This is a genomic window from Streptomyces sp. NPDC003720 (assembly GCF_042875075.1).
Classification (GTDB): Bacteria; Actinomycetota; Actinomycetes; order Streptomycetales; family Streptomycetaceae; genus Streptomyces.
Genome location: NZ_JBIANZ010000016.1, coordinates 1 through 14332, shown reverse-complemented (window position 1 = coordinate 14332; position 14332 = coordinate 1). Strand labels below are relative to the sequence as shown.

At 73.2% G+C, this 14332-nt stretch carries 16 protein-coding genes and 1 pseudogene; 9 read left to right on the top strand and 8 right to left on the bottom strand.

Annotation, left to right across the window (positions count from 1 at the left end; all coding sequences use genetic code 11):
• Positions 1–27 precede the first annotated feature (27 nt).
• Together ACFYU0_RS33415 and ACFYU0_RS33410 are read right to left on the bottom strand one after the other, a co-directional pair.
• A pseudogene (locus ACFYU0_RS33415) lies at positions 28–1050 on the bottom strand (BTAD domain-containing putative transcriptional regulator); the annotation flags it as partial.
• A 24-nt stretch (positions 1051–1074) separates the two neighbouring features.
• Complete coding sequence (locus tag ACFYU0_RS33410) at positions 1075–1545, bottom strand: DUF6578 domain-containing protein (protein WP_351660062.1); 471 nt, start codon at positions 1543–1545, stop codon at positions 1075–1077.
• A gap of 106 nt (positions 1546–1651) precedes the next feature.
• On the opposite strand from ACFYU0_RS33410, the gene ACFYU0_RS33405 reads away from it, so the two are divergent.
• A complete protein-coding gene (locus ACFYU0_RS33405) occupies positions 1652–2452 on the top strand; it encodes a site-2 protease family protein (protein WP_351660059.1) in 801 nt (266 codons plus the stop codon).
• On the opposite strand, the gene ACFYU0_RS33400 is transcribed toward ACFYU0_RS33405, so the two are convergent.
• Together ACFYU0_RS33400 and npdG are read right to left on the bottom strand one after the other, a co-directional pair.
• Complete coding sequence (locus tag ACFYU0_RS33400) at positions 2442–2633, bottom strand: hypothetical protein (RefSeq protein WP_351660056.1); 192 nt, start codon at positions 2631–2633, stop codon at positions 2442–2444. The genes ACFYU0_RS33405 and ACFYU0_RS33400 overlap by 11 nt on opposite strands.
• Before the next feature lie 74 nt (positions 2634–2707).
• Complete coding sequence (npdG, locus tag ACFYU0_RS33395; RefSeq protein WP_351660053.1) at positions 2708–3421, bottom strand: NADPH-dependent F420 reductase; 714 nt, start codon at positions 3419–3421, stop codon at positions 2708–2710.
• Positions 3422–3562: 141 nt separating this feature from the next.
• On the opposite strand from npdG, the gene ACFYU0_RS33390 reads away from it, so the two are divergent.
• Together ACFYU0_RS33390 and ACFYU0_RS33385 are read left to right on the top strand one after the other, a co-directional pair.
• Complete coding sequence (locus ACFYU0_RS33390; protein WP_389306064.1) at positions 3563–4156, top strand: hypothetical protein; 594 nt, start codon at positions 3563–3565, stop codon at positions 4154–4156.
• A gap of 61 nt (positions 4157–4217) precedes the next feature.
• Complete coding sequence (locus ACFYU0_RS33385; protein ID WP_389306062.1) at positions 4218–5495, top strand: MFS transporter; 1278 nt, start codon at positions 4218–4220, stop codon at positions 5493–5495.
• A 1-nt stretch (position 5496) separates the two neighbouring features.
• On the opposite strand, the gene ACFYU0_RS33380 is transcribed toward ACFYU0_RS33385, so the two are convergent.
• Positions 5497–5733, bottom strand: coding sequence for a hypothetical protein (locus tag ACFYU0_RS33380; protein ID WP_351660041.1), 237 nt, complete (start codon positions 5731–5733; stop codon positions 5497–5499).
• 58 nt (positions 5734–5791) lie between these two features.
• Here ACFYU0_RS33380 and map point away from each other — a divergent pair, with 58 nt between their 5' ends.
• Together map and ACFYU0_RS33370 are read left to right on the top strand one after the other, a co-directional pair.
• Positions 5792–6649 (top strand): type I methionyl aminopeptidase, encoded by an 858-nt coding sequence (gene map, locus ACFYU0_RS33375; RefSeq protein ID WP_351660038.1) that lies wholly within the window; start codon positions 5792–5794, stop codon positions 6647–6649.
• 162 nt (positions 6650–6811) lie between these two features.
• The gene (locus ACFYU0_RS33370) at positions 6812–7459 is read left to right on the top strand and encodes a biliverdin-producing heme oxygenase (RefSeq protein ID WP_351660035.1); all 648 of its coding nucleotides are present in this window, start codon (positions 6812–6814) and stop codon (positions 7457–7459) included.
• Between the two features lie 31 nt (positions 7460–7490).
• Here ACFYU0_RS33370 and ACFYU0_RS33365 read toward each other — a convergent pair whose 3' ends face one another.
• On the bottom strand, positions 7491–8135 hold the full coding sequence (locus ACFYU0_RS33365; protein WP_351660032.1) for a PhzF family phenazine biosynthesis protein: 645 nt from the start codon (positions 8133–8135) through the stop codon (positions 7491–7493).
• A gap of 186 nt (positions 8136–8321) precedes the next feature.
• On the opposite strand from ACFYU0_RS33365, the gene efeO reads away from it, so the two are divergent.
• The 4 genes from efeO (at position 8322) to ACFYU0_RS33345 (ending at position 12724) form a co-directional block, all read left to right on the top strand.
• A complete protein-coding gene (gene efeO / locus ACFYU0_RS33360) occupies positions 8322–9458 on the top strand; it encodes an iron uptake system protein EfeO (protein WP_389306059.1) in 1137 nt (378 codons plus the stop codon).
• Positions 9459–9475: 17 nt separating this feature from the next.
• Positions 9476–10753 carry an iron uptake transporter deferrochelatase/peroxidase subunit gene (gene efeB, locus ACFYU0_RS33355; RefSeq protein WP_389306057.1) on the top strand — a complete coding sequence of 426 codons (1278 nt, stop codon included), beginning with the start codon at positions 9476–9478 and terminating at the stop codon, positions 10751–10753.
• Positions 10754–10756: 3 nt separating this feature from the next.
• Positions 10757–11629, top strand: a complete 873-nt coding sequence (gene efeU / locus ACFYU0_RS33350) for an iron uptake transporter permease EfeU (RefSeq protein ID WP_389306055.1) — start codon at positions 10757–10759, stop codon at positions 11627–11629.
• A 102-nt stretch (positions 11630–11731) separates the two neighbouring features.
• On the top strand, positions 11732–12724 hold the full coding sequence (locus tag ACFYU0_RS33345; RefSeq protein ID WP_389306053.1) for a hypothetical protein: 993 nt from the start codon (positions 11732–11734) through the stop codon (positions 12722–12724).
• A 28-nt stretch (positions 12725–12752) separates the two neighbouring features.
• Here the strand turns inward: ACFYU0_RS33345 and ACFYU0_RS33340 are convergent, their stop codons facing one another.
• Positions 12753–13481 carry a bifunctional DNA primase/polymerase gene (locus ACFYU0_RS33340; RefSeq protein ID WP_351660017.1) on the bottom strand — a complete coding sequence of 243 codons (729 nt, stop codon included), beginning with the start codon at positions 13479–13481 and terminating at the stop codon, positions 12753–12755.
• A 116-nt stretch (positions 13482–13597) separates the two neighbouring features.
• Positions 13598–14212 carry a TetR/AcrR family transcriptional regulator gene (locus tag ACFYU0_RS33335; RefSeq protein ID WP_389306051.1) on the bottom strand — a complete coding sequence of 205 codons (615 nt, stop codon included), beginning with the start codon at positions 14210–14212 and terminating at the stop codon, positions 13598–13600.
• Between the last annotated feature and the right edge of the window lie 120 nt (positions 14213–14332).

Genomic DNA, 14332 nt, shown 5'->3' with positions numbered 1-14332 from the left:
TATGGGCGCCGGGGAAGCAACGGGGCAGGGCACGGCGTCCGGGTCGTCCACGGGCGCGAGTTCGGCCAGCCACACCCCGTCCCGGGCGGTGTGCCGCACCGACTCGGCGGCCTCCTGGGACAGCCGGGTCTTGCCGGCCCCGCCGGGTCCGAGCAGGGTGACCAGCCGGGCGGCCCCGAGATCGGCGCCGATGGCCGCGATGTCCGGTTCGCGGCCGACGAAGGAGGTGAGCCGGGCCGGCAGGTTGCCGAGGCCGCCGGCGGCCGAAGTGCCGCCGGGTTCCACGGCGGCGGGCGCGGCCGGCGGTGCGGTGCGGACGGTCTCGGTGAGCAGCAGCTCGCCGTGCAGCGCCCGCAGTTCCGGGCCCGGGTCGGAGCCGAGCCGGTCGGCGAGGAGTTGCCGTACGTCGTCGTAGGCGGCCACCGCCTGGGCGGGGCGGCCCAGGTCCCGGAGCGCCCGCAGCCGCAGCGCCTGCAGCGGTTCGTCCAGCGGGTGGCTGTCGCACAGCGCGGCCAGCTCCGGCAGCGACCGCTCGGCGTGGCCGAGGGCGAGGGCGGCGGTGTGCCGGGCGCGCAGGGCGTCCAGTCGGCGGGTCTCCCAGCGGGCCGCCTCGGCGGTGCGGTCCGGCAGGTCGGCGAGGGCGGGGCCGCGCCACAGGGCGAGCGCGTCGTCCAGGACGGCGGCGGCCTTCGCCGGGTCGCCGTCGGCCAGCGCGCCGAGCCCCTCGCGGGTCAGCCGGTCGAAGCGGGTGAGGTCGACGTCGTCGGGCGCGGCGACGAGCCGGTAGCCGCCCTCGGCGGAGGCCACGGCGCCGGCGCCGAGCGCCCTGCGCAGCCGGCCGACCAGCGCCTGCAGCGCGCCGGCCGCGTCCGCGGGCGGGTCGGCGCCCCACACCTCGTCCACCAGGACGCCCGCCGGGACGGTCCGGCCGGCCCGCAGGGCGAGCACGCTGAGCAGGGCACGCAGCCGTGCTCCGCCGACCGGGACGGCCGTGCCGTCGGGTCGGTGGGCCTGGGTGGTTCCGAGGAGGCGATAGCGCACGGGGTCCATTCTCTCCGGAGCGGTCAGCGCCGGTCACCGGGTGCGCGCGGCGCCCGGTGGCGGCACCTCCAGGGTGACGAGGGCGCCGAGGACCCGGCGGACGCGGTGCGGACCCCGCGGCGGCGCGTAGTCCTCCTCCGCGAACCACTTCGGGCAGTGGCCGGCGGACTCCAGGGTCACCGAGCCGGGCACCGGTTCCAGGGAGTGCCCCGAGGCCAGGAGCGTCACCTTCCCGTACGGCGGCGAGGCGCGCTGGAGGTCGCGCAGGTCCATGTCGACCGTGAACTCCTGGTGCACCAGGTCGATGGCGCGGACCCGGCCGGCGGTCGGGTGCGCGGTGTCCCCGTGGTTCTCCACCCACGCCTCGGCGCCGTGGCAGTCCCCCGCCCGCAGCCGCTCCTCGTCCAGGGCGACCAGCGGCCAGTCGATCTCGTCGCCCACCGAGAAGGGCTCCCCGCAGCAGCCGAGCTGCCATTCCTCGTAGAACACCGTCTTCAGTGCCATCGCCCCACCATCCCGGAACCCGACGGCCACCGCTAAGCGTTTTCCCGGCGTGTCCGCCGCCAGGTACGGTCGGCCTTTCCGACCGCCCCGTCCACAGGAGCCGCCCATGACCACCGCCACCACCAGCCGCGGCGACCGCCGGGTCAGTCCCGTCTTCGTCGGCATCATGGCCGTGACGGCGGTGACCGGCTGGGCCACCTGGACCGGCTTCGCCGAGCAGCCCGGTGTCGCGGTGTTCCTGTTCGTGACGGCGGCCTGGATCGTCTCCCTGTGCCTGCACGAGTACGCGCACGCCCGCACCGCGCTGCACTCCGGGGACATCTCGGTGGGCGAGAAGGGCTATCTCACGCTCAACCCGCTGAAGTACACGCACGCGCTGCTGAGCATCGTGCTGCCCGTGGTGTTCGTGATCATGGGCGGGATCGGCCTGCCGGGCGGCGCGGTGTTCATCGAGCGCGGCCGGATCCGGGGCCGCTGGCGGCACAGCCTGATCTCGGCGGCCGGCCCGCTGACGAACGTGCTGTTCGCCGCGGTGTGCACCGCGCCCTTCTGGCTGCACGCGCTGGACGGCGTGCCGCGCGACTTCCGCTACGCGCTGGCGTTCCTCGCCCTGCTCCAGGTGACGGCGGCGATCCTGAACTTCCTGCCGGTGCCCGGCCTGGACGGCTACGGCGTGCTGGAGCCGTGGCTGCCGTACGGCGTGAAGCGGCAGGTGGAGCCGTTCGCGCCGTTCGGGCTGCTGTTCGTGTTCGCGCTGCTGTGGGTGCCGTCGGTGAACATCGCGTTCTTCGACGCCATCGACGCGATCCTGCGCGGCCTGGGCGTCGACGACTTCTCCCAGGCGTGCGGCCACGAGCTCTACCAGTTCTGGCGCGAGAGCCCGCAGGTGTGCGCGATCAGCCCGTGACGGACCTGCCCTGCCCGGCGCCGGCGCGGCCGCGCTTGACGTAGTACCACGTCATGTTGGACGACAGGCCCGCGAGGAGCACCCACACGATCCCCAGCCAGCTCCCCTGGACGAAGGAGACGACCGCGGCGGCGACGGCGAGGACGCAGACGATCAGGGTGTAGAGGGCGATGCGGGGCATGGGGCTCGGCTCCTGTCGGGGGACACTGCTCGGTACTGCTTCGCCGACCAGTGTCCCCCATCGCCCGGGACGGCTCACACGTCGGTGACGCGGAGCCCGGCGTGCGCCTTGTACCGGCGGTTGACGGAGATCAGGTTCGCCACCAGGGACTCCACCTGGTGGGCGTTGCGCAGCCGCCCGGCGAAGACGCCGCGCATGCCGGGGATGCGGCCGGCCAGCGCCTGCACGGTCTCCACGTCGGCCCGGTCCTCGCCGAGCACCATCACGTCGGTGTCGATCCGCTCGATCTCCGGGTCCTGGAGCAGTACGGCCGACAGGTGGTGGAAGGCGGCGGTGACCCGGGAGTCCGGCAGCAGCGCGGCGGCCTGCTCGGCGGCGCTGCCCTCCTCGGGCTTCAGGGCGTAGGCGCCCTTCTTGTCGAAGCCGAGCGGGTTGACGCAGTCCACGACGAGCTTGCCGGCCAGCTCCGCGCGCAGCGACTCGAGGGTCTTGCCGTGGCCCTCCCAGGGCACGGCGACGATCACGATGTCGCTGCGGCGCGCGGTCTCGGCGTTGTCGGCGCCCTCGACGCCGTTCCCCAGCTCCTCGGCGGCGGCCCGGGCCCGCTCGGCGGCCCGCGAGCCGATGATCACCTTCTGGCCGGCCTGGGCGAGCCGGTGGGCGAGGCCCTTGCCCTGCGGGCCGGTGCCGCCGAGCACGCCGACGACCAGCCCGGAGACGTCGGGCAGGTCCCAGGGGTCCTTCGCGGGGGCCTTGGCGGGAGTCTGTGCGCTGTCGGTAGAGGTCATGGGCCGACTCTACGTCCGCGGGGGCGGTCGCAGCGGGTCGGGTGAGCCACGGAGTCAGGGGCCGGCCGTCCGGTACCCGGGCGGGCGAATTCGGCGTGAACTGCGGGCCGCGGGCGGACGGTTGCGGCAGGATGCGGCCGCATGGACGCCGTACGTGTCGCACTGCTGCGCGAGGTGCTCGCCGGGACCGAGTGGCTGGGCGCCACCCGGCGGTTCGCGGGGGTGCTGCGCGGGTCGGTGGTGTCGCATGGGGGCGGGCTGCTGCTGGTGGGCACGCCCGAGTACGAGCCCTGGCACCTGGCCGCGCACCTGGTGGACGAGGCCGCCTGGTCCGGCACCCCCGAGCTGGCGCCCACGCTGGTACGGCACCACGCGCGCCCCGCGGACCCCGCCCACCTGGCCGTCGGACCCGGCCGGATCGAGGCGGCGCGGCGGGGCGAGACCCTGCTCGTGGTCGCCCCCGAGGAGCCGGCGGAGCTGCTGGAGCGGGTGCACGGGGCCCGCCGGGCCGGGGTGACGGTGCTGGCGCTCGGCGCGGGCGGCGGCGAGCTGGCCGCGATGGCCCACGACACGCTGGCCGTGCCCGAGGGCGCGGAGCTGGACCTGGACAGCGTGCAGCACCTGGTCAGCGCGGCGGCCGGCGAGAACAGCACGCCGCGGGCCCGCCGCGGCTTCCGGGACCGGCTGTCCCGCCTGGCGGACATCCTCACGGCCCCGCCGGCCGCCCCCTGGTGACGCGCGCCGGGTCCGCGGAAAACCGGTTGCCCGCCGGCCCGGCCCCGCGCAGCATGCCCGGGTGCCCAAAGCTCTCCTCCCCGATCTCGCCCCCTGGAAGGCCTCCGCCGACTTCCGCAGGCTCTGGGCCTCCGGCCTGGTCAGCAACTTCGGCAGCTTCCTGACCTTCGTAGCGCTCCCGGTCCAGCTCAAGGAACTGACCGGCTCGGCGGCGGCCGTCGGCGCGATCGGCGCCGTGGAACTGGTACCGCTGATCGTCTTCGGCCTGTACGGCGGCGCCCTCGCCGACGCCCTCGACAAGCGCCGGCTGATCGTGTGGACGGAGGCCGGTCAGGGCCTGCTCAGCGCCGCCCTGCTGGTCGACGCGCTGCTGCCGCGCCCCGCCGTGTGGCCGCTGTACCTGATCGCCGCTCTCTCCTCCGCGCTCGTCTCCGTCCAGCGGCCCGCGCTGGACTCCCTGCTCCCGCGGATCGTCGCCCACGAGCACCTGCCGGCCGCGGCCTCGCTGAACTCCCTCCGCTGGACGGTCGGCGGAGTGGCCGGCCCGGCGGTCGCGGGCGTGGTCGTCGCCTACGCGGGCCTGGGCTGGGCGTACGCGGCCGACCTGCTGACGTTCGCCGTGTCGCTGCTGTTCGTCGCCCGTCTCGCCCCCTCCCCCGCCTCGCACGAGGCGGCGAAGCCGGACCTGCGGGCCGTCGCGGAGGGCGCCCGCTACGCCTGGAGCCGCAAGGAACTCCTCGGCACCTACGCGGTGGACCTGGCGGCGATGTTCCTCGCCATGCCGCTCGCCGTACTGCCGTTCCTGGCCGACGAACTGCACGCCGAGTGGGCGCTCGGGCTGATGTACGCGACCTTCCCGCTGGGCGCGCTGCTGGTGAGCCTGACCAGCGGCTGGACCTCGCGGGTGCACCGGCACGGCCGGATGGTGGTGCTGTCGGCGGCCCTGTGGGGCCTGGCGGTCGCGGCCGCGGGAGTGGCCGGCGAGGTCTGGCTGGTGCTGCTGCTCCTGACCGTCGCGGGCGGCTGCGACATGGTCAGCGGGATCTTCCGGGGCGCGATGTGGAACCAGACGATCCCCGACGAGCTGCGCGGCCGGCTCGCCGGCATCGAGCTGCTGTCCTACTCGGTCGGCCCGCAGCTCGGGCAGGTCCGTTCCGGCGGCGTCGCGGCCTGGGCGGGCGTGCGGGCGTCCGTGTGGTCGGGCGGGGCGCTGTGCGCGGGCGCGATGGGACTGCTGGCGCTGTGCCTGCCGGGGCTGATGGCGTACGACGCCCGGACCAGCGAGCACGCGGTGCGGCTGCGCGAGCAGCGCGCCGCCACCGCGTCCACGCCGGTGTGAGTCAGTCCTCGTCCGCGTCCCGGCCGCCCGCCGGGGCGTCGTGCCAGCGGGGGTCGGTCTCCCATTCGAGGTTGCGCTCCTGCGCGGTCTCCATCGCGCGCTGCGCCTCCTGCGGGCTGGCGTACGGGCCGAAGCGGTCCTTGCCCGGGCAGTCCGGGCCCTCCTCGACCTTCTTGTGCTCCAGGCAGTAGTACCACTCACCCGGCTTGCCGGCGGTGCGCTTCTTGAACAAGGCCATGGACAGCTCCTCTCGCCACGCTCATATTCCCCCATGGCCGCTGGATAGACTCCTTGGCATGTCAGGCCAGTCGCTGCTCGTACCAGGGGAGATCTCCCCCACCCGTTCGGTACCCGGGAACATCCGCCGTCCCGAGTACGTCGGCAAGCCCGCGCCGGCGCCGTACACCGGTCCGGAGGTGCAGACGCCCGAGACCGTCGAGGCGATGCGTCTCGCCGGCCGCATCGCCGCGCAGGCGATGGAGGAGGCGGCTAAGCTCATCGCGCCCGGCGTCACCACCGACCAGCTCGACAAGGTCGCCCACGAGTACATGTGCGACCACGGCGCCTACCCCTCGACCCTCGGCTACCGCGGCTTCCCCAAGTCGCTGTGCACCAGCGTCAACGAGGTCATCTGCCACGGCATCCCGGACACGACGGTCCTCCAGGACGGCGACATCGTGAACCTGGACGTGACCGCGTACATCGGCGGGGTGCACGGCGACAACAACGCCACCTATCTCGTCGGGGACGTGGACGAGGAGTCGCGGCTGCTGGTGGAGCGGACCCGGGAGTCGCTGAACCGCGCGATCAAGGCGGTCCGGCCGGGCCGGCAGATCAACGTCATCGGGCGGGTGATCGAGTCCTACGCCAAGCGCTTCGGCTACGGGGTGGTGCGGGACTTCACCGGGCACGGCATCAGCTCGTCGTTCCACTCCGGCCTGATCATCCCGCACTACGACAGCCCGCACGCGACGACGGTGATGCAGCCCGGCATGACCTTCACCATCGAGCCGATGCTGACGCTGGGGACGTACGAGTACGAGATGTGGGACGACGGCTGGACCGTCGTGACCAAGGACCGCAAGCGGACGGCGCAGTTCGAGCACACGCTGGTGGTGACGGAGACCGGCGCGGACATCCTGACCCTGCCGTGACCCCGGCCGCCCGAATCGTCTGAAGGTCCGCTCCCACCAGGTGGGGGCGGACCTCCTGCCCGGCGCTCCGCGCGGCCCGCCGGCGTGTTACCGACACCGTGTCGGTAAACTTGCCGGCAGCGGGTCGGCGAACCGCCGCGCGCCCGAGTCCCGGGAGAGCCCATGGAGTCGTTCTCGACCGTCATCCGCACCGCCTCGCACCAGCAGCACGTGGCCGCGGAGACCTCGTCGTTCATGAGCGACCTGCTCGGCGGGCGGCTGGGGGTGGCCGCGTACGCGCGCTACACCGAGCAGCTCTGGTTCGTCTACGAGGCGCTGGAGAGCGCGGCCGGGCGGCTGGCGGCGGATCCGGTGGCCGGTCCCTTCGTCCGGTCCGAGCTGCTGCGGCTGCCCGCGCTGGAGCGGGACCTGGCGCATCTGCGCGGCCCGCGCTGGCGCTCGCGGGCGTCCGCCCTGCCTGCGACCGAGGCCTACGCGGACCGGGTCCGGGAGTGCGCCGAGCGCTGGCCCGGCGGTTACGTCGCCCACCACTACACCCGCTACCTGGGCGACCTGTCCGGCGGCCAGATCATCCGGGACCGGGCGGAGAAGACCTGGGGTTTCACGCGCAAGGGCGACGGCGTCCGCTTCTACGTCTTCGAGGACATCGCCAACCCGGCGGCGTTCAAGCGGAGTTACCGGGAGCACCTGGACGCCGTCGACGCGGACGAGCTGGAACGGCAGCGCATCGTGGCGGAGTGCAAGCGGGCGTTCGCCCTCAACACGGCCGTCTTCGAGGCCCTGGGCGAGGAGTTCGCGCGGAGCGCCTGAGGCGGCGGACGCCGGGGCGCCCCGCGGGCGGCTAGCGTTCGAGCAGGACCCGGCCGCCGACCTCCACCCAGCCGTGCGGCTGGGGTGCGGTGAGGATCTGGGAGCCCCTGCCCTGGGTGATGTTCAGCGCCCGGCCCAGTTCCTCGGTGAGCAGCAGCGCCGCCGCCCCCGTCGCCTCGTCCTCCTCGATGCCGTCGTCGCGACCGGGGAAGGCGCGGGCGCGGACCCGTCCGGCCGCCTCGTCCTCCCACGCCCAGGCGTAGATCCACTCGCCGGGCGGCGGCACCTCCAGGGCGTCGACCTCGGCGGCCGTGCCGTACCGGCGCAGGGTGCGCGGCGGGGCCCACTCCGCGCGGGCCTCGATCCAGCTGAACTCGCCGTCCAGCCGGGCGCCCACCAGCCCGGCGGGCGTGACCAGCTCGGGGACGTCCAGCAGCCAGGCCGTGCCGACGCAGGGGTGACCGGCGAAGGGCAGGCGCAGGGTGGGCGTGTAGATGTCGATCACCCCGCGCTCGGGGTCGTCCACGAACACGGTCTCGCTGAAGCCGAGCTTGGCGGCGAGCGCCTGCCGGTCGTCCCGCTCCGGCAGCACCGATCCGTCCCGGACGACGCCCAGCTCGTTGCCGTAGCCGCCGCCCGGTCCGCAGAACACGCGGAGCACGTCGTAGTCAGTCACGAGAAGATTGAATCACCCCTTGACCTCCCCTTTACCTCGCGCTGGCGCCCCCTTGGAGACGCCGAGACCAAGACGTGTCTGTGATCTTTCCGTGAGAGCCGAATCACGACCCGGGTGTGTATCGCTGAGGTAAGCCTCAGTTATGTTAGGTCAGCCTCACCACACCAGATCCGTCTTGGAGCCTGCATGCGAGCCGTCCGACTGACCGTCACCGCCGCCACCGCCGTGGCCGCTCTGACCGCCCTCTCGGCCTGCACCGCCAAGAGCGATGCCGAGGACGGCAAGGCCATCGAGGTCACCGCCGCCGACTCCAAGTGCGACACCTCGGCGAAGTCCGTGCCGGCCGGCCAGGTCACGCTGAAGATAGAGAACAAGGGCTCCAAGGCCACCGAGGTCGAGATCGTCTTCCCGGACGACCGGATCGTCTCCGAGAAGGAGAACATCGGCCCCGGCACCAAGTACACGCTGACCGCCGAGGTGAAGGCGGGCACCTACGAGATCGCCTGCCGCCCCGGCATGAAGGGCCACGGCGTCCGGCAGAAGCTGACCGTCACCGGCGGCGACAAGACGGCCCAGCGCGACCCCAGGCTGGACAAGGCGGTCGCCGACTACCGCCAGTACGCGCAGGACCAGGCGGACGAGACGCTGCCGCGCGTGGAGACCTTCGTGAAGGCGGTCAAGGCCGGCGACGTGGCGGCCGCCAAGAAGGCGTACCCGCTCTCCCGCCTCGGCTGGGAGCGCACCGAGCCGGTCGCCGAGTCCTTCGGCGACATCGACCCGAAGGTCGACGTCCGCGAGGACGGGCTCGAGGAGGGCCAGAAGTGGACCGGCTGGCACCGGCTGGAGAAGGCCCTGTGGAAGGACGGGAGGATCGGCGCCGAGGAGAAGACCCTCGCCGGGCAGCTCGTCACTGACCTCGAGGACTGGCAGAAGCGCGTCGGCAAGGCGGAGATCAGCCCGTCCTCCATGGCCAACGGCGCCAAGGAACTGCTCGACGAGGTCGCCACCGGCAAGGTCACCGGCGAGGAGGACCGCTACGCCCACACCGACCTCGTCGACTTCAAGGGCAACGTCGAGGGCGCGCAGAAGGCCTACGAGCTGCTGAAGCCGGTCGCCGCCAAGAACGACCCGGAGCTGGCCAAGGAGCTGGACAAGCAGTTCACGGCGCTGAACGCCGTGCTCGACAAGTACCGCTCCGACAAGAACTCCTACGAGTTCACCTCCTACGACAAGGTCACCGGGGAGCAGCGCAAGGAGCTGTCGGACGCGGTGAACGCGCTCGCCGAGCCGCTGTCCAAGCTCGCCGCCGCCGTCGTGAAGTGAGCAGGGGGAACAAGGCGATGACCGAGACCCAGGAGACCGTGCAGACCGAGGAGTCCCGCGACGGCGGCCCGTCGCGCCGGGCGCTGATCGGCTGGGGAGGCGCCGGGCTGGCGCTCGGGGCCGCCGCGGCCGGCGGCGGGATGGCGATGGCCGGGGCGGGCGACGACGCCGACCCCGCCTCCGCCGAGGCGGGCGGAGCGGTGGAGTTCCACGGCGCCCACCAGGCCGGCATCGCCACCCCCGTGCAGGACCGGCTGCACTTCGCCGCGTTCGACGTGAAGACCGACGACCGCGAAGCGTTCGTGCGACTGCTGAAGGACTGGACGGACGCGGCCCGGCGGATGACCGCGGGCCGGACCGTCGGCGAGGGCGCCTACGGCGGGCTCGCCGAGGCGCCGCCGGACGACACCGGCGAGGCCCTCGGACTCAAGCCGTCCCGGCTGACGCTGACCATCGGGTTCGGGCCCTCGCTCTTCGAGAAGTTCGGCCTCCACGACCGGCGTCCTGCGGCCCTGGCCGACCTGCCCGCCTTCCCCGGCGACAACCTGGACAGGGCCCGCAGCGGCGGCGACCTGTGCATCCAGGCCTGCGCGGACGATCCGCAGGTCGCCGTGCACGCCATCCGCAACCTGGCCCGGATCGGCTTCGGCAAGGTCGCCATCCGCTGGTCGCAGCTCGGCTTCGGCAAGACCTCCTCGACCACCCCCGGCGCCCAGACCCCGCGCAACCTGTTCGGGTTCAAGGACGGCACCCGCAACATCGCCGGAACCGAGAGCGACCGCCTGAAGAAGTTCGTGTGGGCCGGCGAGGGGGACGGTCCGGACTGGATGACCGGCGGGTCCTACCTGGTCGCCCGGCGCATCCGCATGAACGTCGAGACCTGGGACCGCACCTCGCTGCAGGAGCAGGAGGACGTCTTCGGCCGCGACAAGCGCGAGGGCGCCCCCGTCGGCAAGGCCAAGGAGCACGACGAGCCGTTCCTGAAGGCGATGAAGCCGGACTCGCACGTGCGGCTCGCGCACCCCGACTCCAACGACGGCATCACCATCCTGCGCCGCGGCTACTCCTTCACGGACGGCACCGACGGCCTCGGGCGCCTCGACGCCGGCCTGTTCTTCCTCGCCTACCAGCGGGACGTGCGCAAGGGGTTCATCCCGCTGCAGCGCAGGCTGGCCGCGCACGACGCGCTCAACGAGTACATCCAGCACGTGGGTTCGGCGGTCTTCGCGGTTCCCCCCGGCGTCCGGGACACCGGCGACTGGTGGGGCCGCTCGCTGTTCCAGAAGGAGGCGTAGCCCGTGTTCTCCAACTACCTGATCGGTCTGCGCGAGGGTCTGGAGGCGTCGCTCGTCGTCTGCATCCTGATCGCCTACCTGGTCAAGACCGGCCGCCGGGACGCCCTGAAGCCGATCTGGATCGGCATCGGCATCGCCGTCGCCATCGCGATGGGCTTCGGCTGCGCCCTGGAGTTCGGCTCCCAGGAGATGACCTTCCAGGCGCAGGAGGCGCTCGGCGGCTCGCTGTCCGTCGTCGCCGTCGCCCTGGTGACCTGGATGGTGTTCTGGATGCGGCGCACCGCCCGGCACCTGAAGTCGGAGCTGCACGGCAAGCTGGACGCGGCCCTGGCGATGGGCACGGGCGCGCTGGTCGCCACCGCGTTCCTGGCCGTCGGCCGGGAGGGCCTGGAGACCGCCCTGTTCGTGTGGGCGTCGGTGCACGCGGCGAGCGACGGCACCCCGCGCCCGCTGATCGGCGTGGCGCTGGGCCTGGTCACGGCCGTCCTGCTGGGCTGGCTGTTCTACCGGGGCGCCCTGAAGATCAACCTGGCCAAGTTCTTCACCTGGACCGGCGGCATGCTGGTCGTGGTCGCGGCGGGCGTGCTGGCGTACGGCTTCCACGACCTGCAGGAGGCGAGCTGGATCCCCGGCATCAACCGCCTGGCCTTCGACATCAGCGGCACGATCCCGCCGGACAGCTGGTACGGCACCCTGCTCAAGGGCGTGTTCAACTTCCAGCCGGACCCGACGGTCGTCCAGCTCACGGTGTGGGCGCTCTACCTGGTGCCGACCCTGGCCGTCTTCCTGCTCACGCCGGAGTTCCGCGCCCGGCTGCGCGGCGGCCGGCGGGACGCGGCGGCTCCGGCCCGCGGCAAGGTGCCGGCGTCCGAGTGACCGGCGCGGGCAACGGGACGGCACAGTAAGGGAACCGGCCGTCCGCGCGCCTTCCCGTCCCGGTAGGGTTCGCCTCCGGGAAGGGGAGGGTGAAGGCACCTCATGAGCAGGGATCGCAGTCGTCGCGGGCTTCGCAGGCGTGACCGGAACGCACTCATAGCGGCCTCGCTGACCGCTTTGTCGCTGACGGCGAGCGGATGCGTGGTGGTGCACGGGGAACGCGAGGTGCTCCCGGCCGCCGGCCGCGCCGAGGCCGCCAAGGCCCTACGGCAGTTCACGGACGCCTACAACAGGGCCGACAAGGCCTACGACCGCTCCCTGGACGCGAAGTACGTCACCGGCCCCCTCGCCGACATCGACGGCGCCCGGCTGAAGGCCGGGCACGCCAACAGCCCGTCGGGCAACGCGAACCACTCCCCGCTGGAGCTGACGGACGCGAAGTTCACGATCCCGAAGAAGGCCGGGTGGCCGCGCTGGTTCGTCGCGGACGCCAAGGGCAACAAGGGCGGCAACGCCCGCTGGCTGCTGGTCTTCACCCGGGACGGCCTCGGCGAGCCGTGGCGGGTGGCGTATCTGACGCTGGTGGCCCAGGGTGACGTACCGGAGTTCAGGACGGACGCCGACGGCTACGCCGAGGCCGTGCCGGCCGGCTCCACCGGTCTCGCCGTGCCGCCCGCCGAGCTGAGCAAGGGGTACACCGGCCACCTGAAGAACGGCGGCAACACCTTCGCGGACGGCCCGTACACCAGCACCCTGCGCACGAACCGCAAGAAGCTGGCGAAGCGGCCGGGTCTGGTCCGGCAGTTCATCGACGAGCCGCTGACCAGCGGCGACTATGCGCCGCTCGCGCTGCGCACGGCGGACGGCGGGGCGCTGGTGTTCTTCACCACGCACCACTACGAGAAGCAGACCGCCGCCGCGGGGACGTCGGTGCCCACCCCGAACCGGGACGTGCAGGCCCTGACCAAGGGCGAGATCAAGCAGTCGCTGACGCTGGAGATCATCGCGAACGAGGCCGCCCTCGACCCGGCGGGCGGCGGCCGGGTGTCGGTGCTGGGGCGGGTCCAGGGGCTGACGGCGGCGCAGGGCGAGTAGCCGGCGCCGGCACGGCGCCCGGCGCGCCTCAGTGCCCCAGGGGCCAGGCGGTGCCCGCGGGGTCGCCGGTGTGGCGGGCGCAGGCGTCGGTCAGCGTCTCCAGCAGGGTCAGCGGATCGGGCAGCGGGTGCTCCAGGCCGCGCAGCCAGCGCAGGCCCCGCTCCCCGTCGCCGGGCAGCCGGGCGGGCGGTACGAGGACGTAGGAGCCGCGGCAGTGCCAGCGCAGGCCCGGGTGCTCGTCCATGGTCTCGGGGTGGCAGTCCAGCTCGCAGGGCCACCACTCGTCCTCGTCCTCAGGGGTGCCCCGGGTGAGGGTGAAGAACATCATGCGGCCGTCGTCGCTCTCGGCGACCGGCCCCACCTCCACACCGGCGTCGAGCAGCCGCTCCAGCGCCTCACGGCCGGCCTCCAGGGGCACGTCCAGGACGTCGTGCACCATGCCGGTCGCGGTGATGAAGTTGGCCTGCGGCTGGTTCCGGGCCCAGCGCTCGATCTGGGCGCGGTCGGTGGTGGACTGGGTCTGCCAGGCGAACGACACCGGGTGCCGGGCCGGGGTGGGACAGCCGACGCGGTCGCAGGAGCAGCCGTAGCCGGCTCCGGGGTGCGCGGCGGGCGCGAGCGGCAGACCCGCGGCGGCGGCGGCGAGCAGCAGGGCCTCACGGCCGCCGGGGTCGGCGGTCTCCTTCGGGCGGCGTCCGCGCAGCCACTGGGAGAGTTTGCCCTGCCGGCCGCTACGGCCGCCGAACGTCGCGCTCATTCGTCCCCTTCGCCTCGCCTGGTGCGGACAGCATGCCTCATCGTCCCATTCTCCTGCTCTTCGGGGTGTCACCGGGGCCTTCCGGAGAAACCGGACGAGACGCACCCCACACGGGGTCAGCGCGGGGCGAGGCCGTACAGGGCGTAGTCGACCAGGGTGTCCGTGTACGCGTACGAGATCGGGCCGGTGCGCTGGAGCCAGCGCTGGGCCAGCGGGGAGACGAAGAGCTCCAGGCCGATGCGCGGGTCGACGTCGGGGCGCACCGCGCCGGTCTCCTGCGCGGAGCGAAGCCGGTCGACGTAGAGCCGGAGCTGGGGTTCGAGGAGCTTCCCGACGAACTCCCGGCCGAGCTGCTCGTCGACCAGGCCCTCGGCGGCCAGTGCGCGGGCGGGCGCCTCGAAGCGCGGGTCGAGCAGTTCGTCCACGGTGGCCCGGAGCACGGCTTTGAGGTCGGCGGCGAGGTCGCCGGTGTCGGGGAGGGTGTACGGCTGCTGTCCGGCCGCTTGCGCCGCCTGTTCCCCGAGGTCCAGGAACGCCTCCAGCAGCACGTCCGCCTTCGACGACCACCACCGGTAGATGGTCTGCTTGCCGACCCCGGCGCGGGCGGCGATGCCCTCGACGGTGGTCTTCCGGTATCCGGTCTCCCCGACCAGGGCGAGGGCGGCGGCGTAGATCGCCCGGCGGGACTTCTCACTGCGCCGGGCGGCGTCGGGGGCGGGCTTCTTGACCATGGGGTGACGCTAACAAGCCGGGCGGACTAGGTCGTGTCCGCGAAGTCGCGTCGTTCGCCCGCAGGGCGGGCGTCGCGGCGTCCGGTGCGTGCTCTGGGGGTCCCCCCGGCCGAAGGCTGG

Coding starts and splice junctions, on each gene's coding strand:
- efeO (WP_389306059.1), top strand. CDS start 8,322: ATGCGAGCCGTCCGACTGACCGTCACCGCCGCCACCGCCGTGGCCGCT.
- ACFYU0_RS33370 (WP_351660035.1), top strand. CDS start 6,812: ATGGAGTCGTTCTCGACCGTCATCCGCACCGCCTCGCACCAGCAGCAC.
- map (WP_351660038.1), top strand. CDS start 5,792: ATGTCAGGCCAGTCGCTGCTCGTACCAGGGGAGATCTCCCCCACCCGT.
- ACFYU0_RS33390 (WP_389306064.1), top strand. CDS start 3,563: ATGGACGCCGTACGTGTCGCACTGCTGCGCGAGGTGCTCGCCGGGACC.
- ACFYU0_RS33345 (WP_389306053.1), top strand. CDS start 11,732: ATGAGCAGGGATCGCAGTCGTCGCGGGCTTCGCAGGCGTGACCGGAAC.
- npdG (WP_351660053.1), bottom strand. CDS start 3,421: ATGACCTCTACCGACAGCGCACAGACTCCCGCCAAGGCCCCCGCGAAG.
- ACFYU0_RS33400 (WP_351660056.1), bottom strand. CDS start 2,633: ATGCCCCGCATCGCCCTCTACACCCTGATCGTCTGCGTCCTCGCCGTC.
- ACFYU0_RS33410 (WP_351660062.1), bottom strand. CDS start 1,545: ATGGCACTGAAGACGGTGTTCTACGAGGAATGGCAGCTCGGCTGCTGC.
- ACFYU0_RS33335 (WP_389306051.1), bottom strand. CDS start 14,212: ATGGTCAAGAAGCCCGCCCCCGACGCCGCCCGGCGCAGTGAGAAGTCC.
- efeB (WP_389306057.1), top strand. CDS start 9,476: ATGACCGAGACCCAGGAGACCGTGCAGACCGAGGAGTCCCGCGACGGC.
- ACFYU0_RS33405 (WP_351660059.1), top strand. CDS start 1,652: ATGACCACCGCCACCACCAGCCGCGGCGACCGCCGGGTCAGTCCCGTC.
- ACFYU0_RS33340 (WP_351660017.1), bottom strand. CDS start 13,481: ATGAGCGCGACGTTCGGCGGCCGTAGCGGCCGGCAGGGCAAACTCTCC.
- ACFYU0_RS33380 (WP_351660041.1), bottom strand. CDS start 5,733: ATGGCCTTGTTCAAGAAGCGCACCGCCGGCAAGCCGGGTGAGTGGTAC.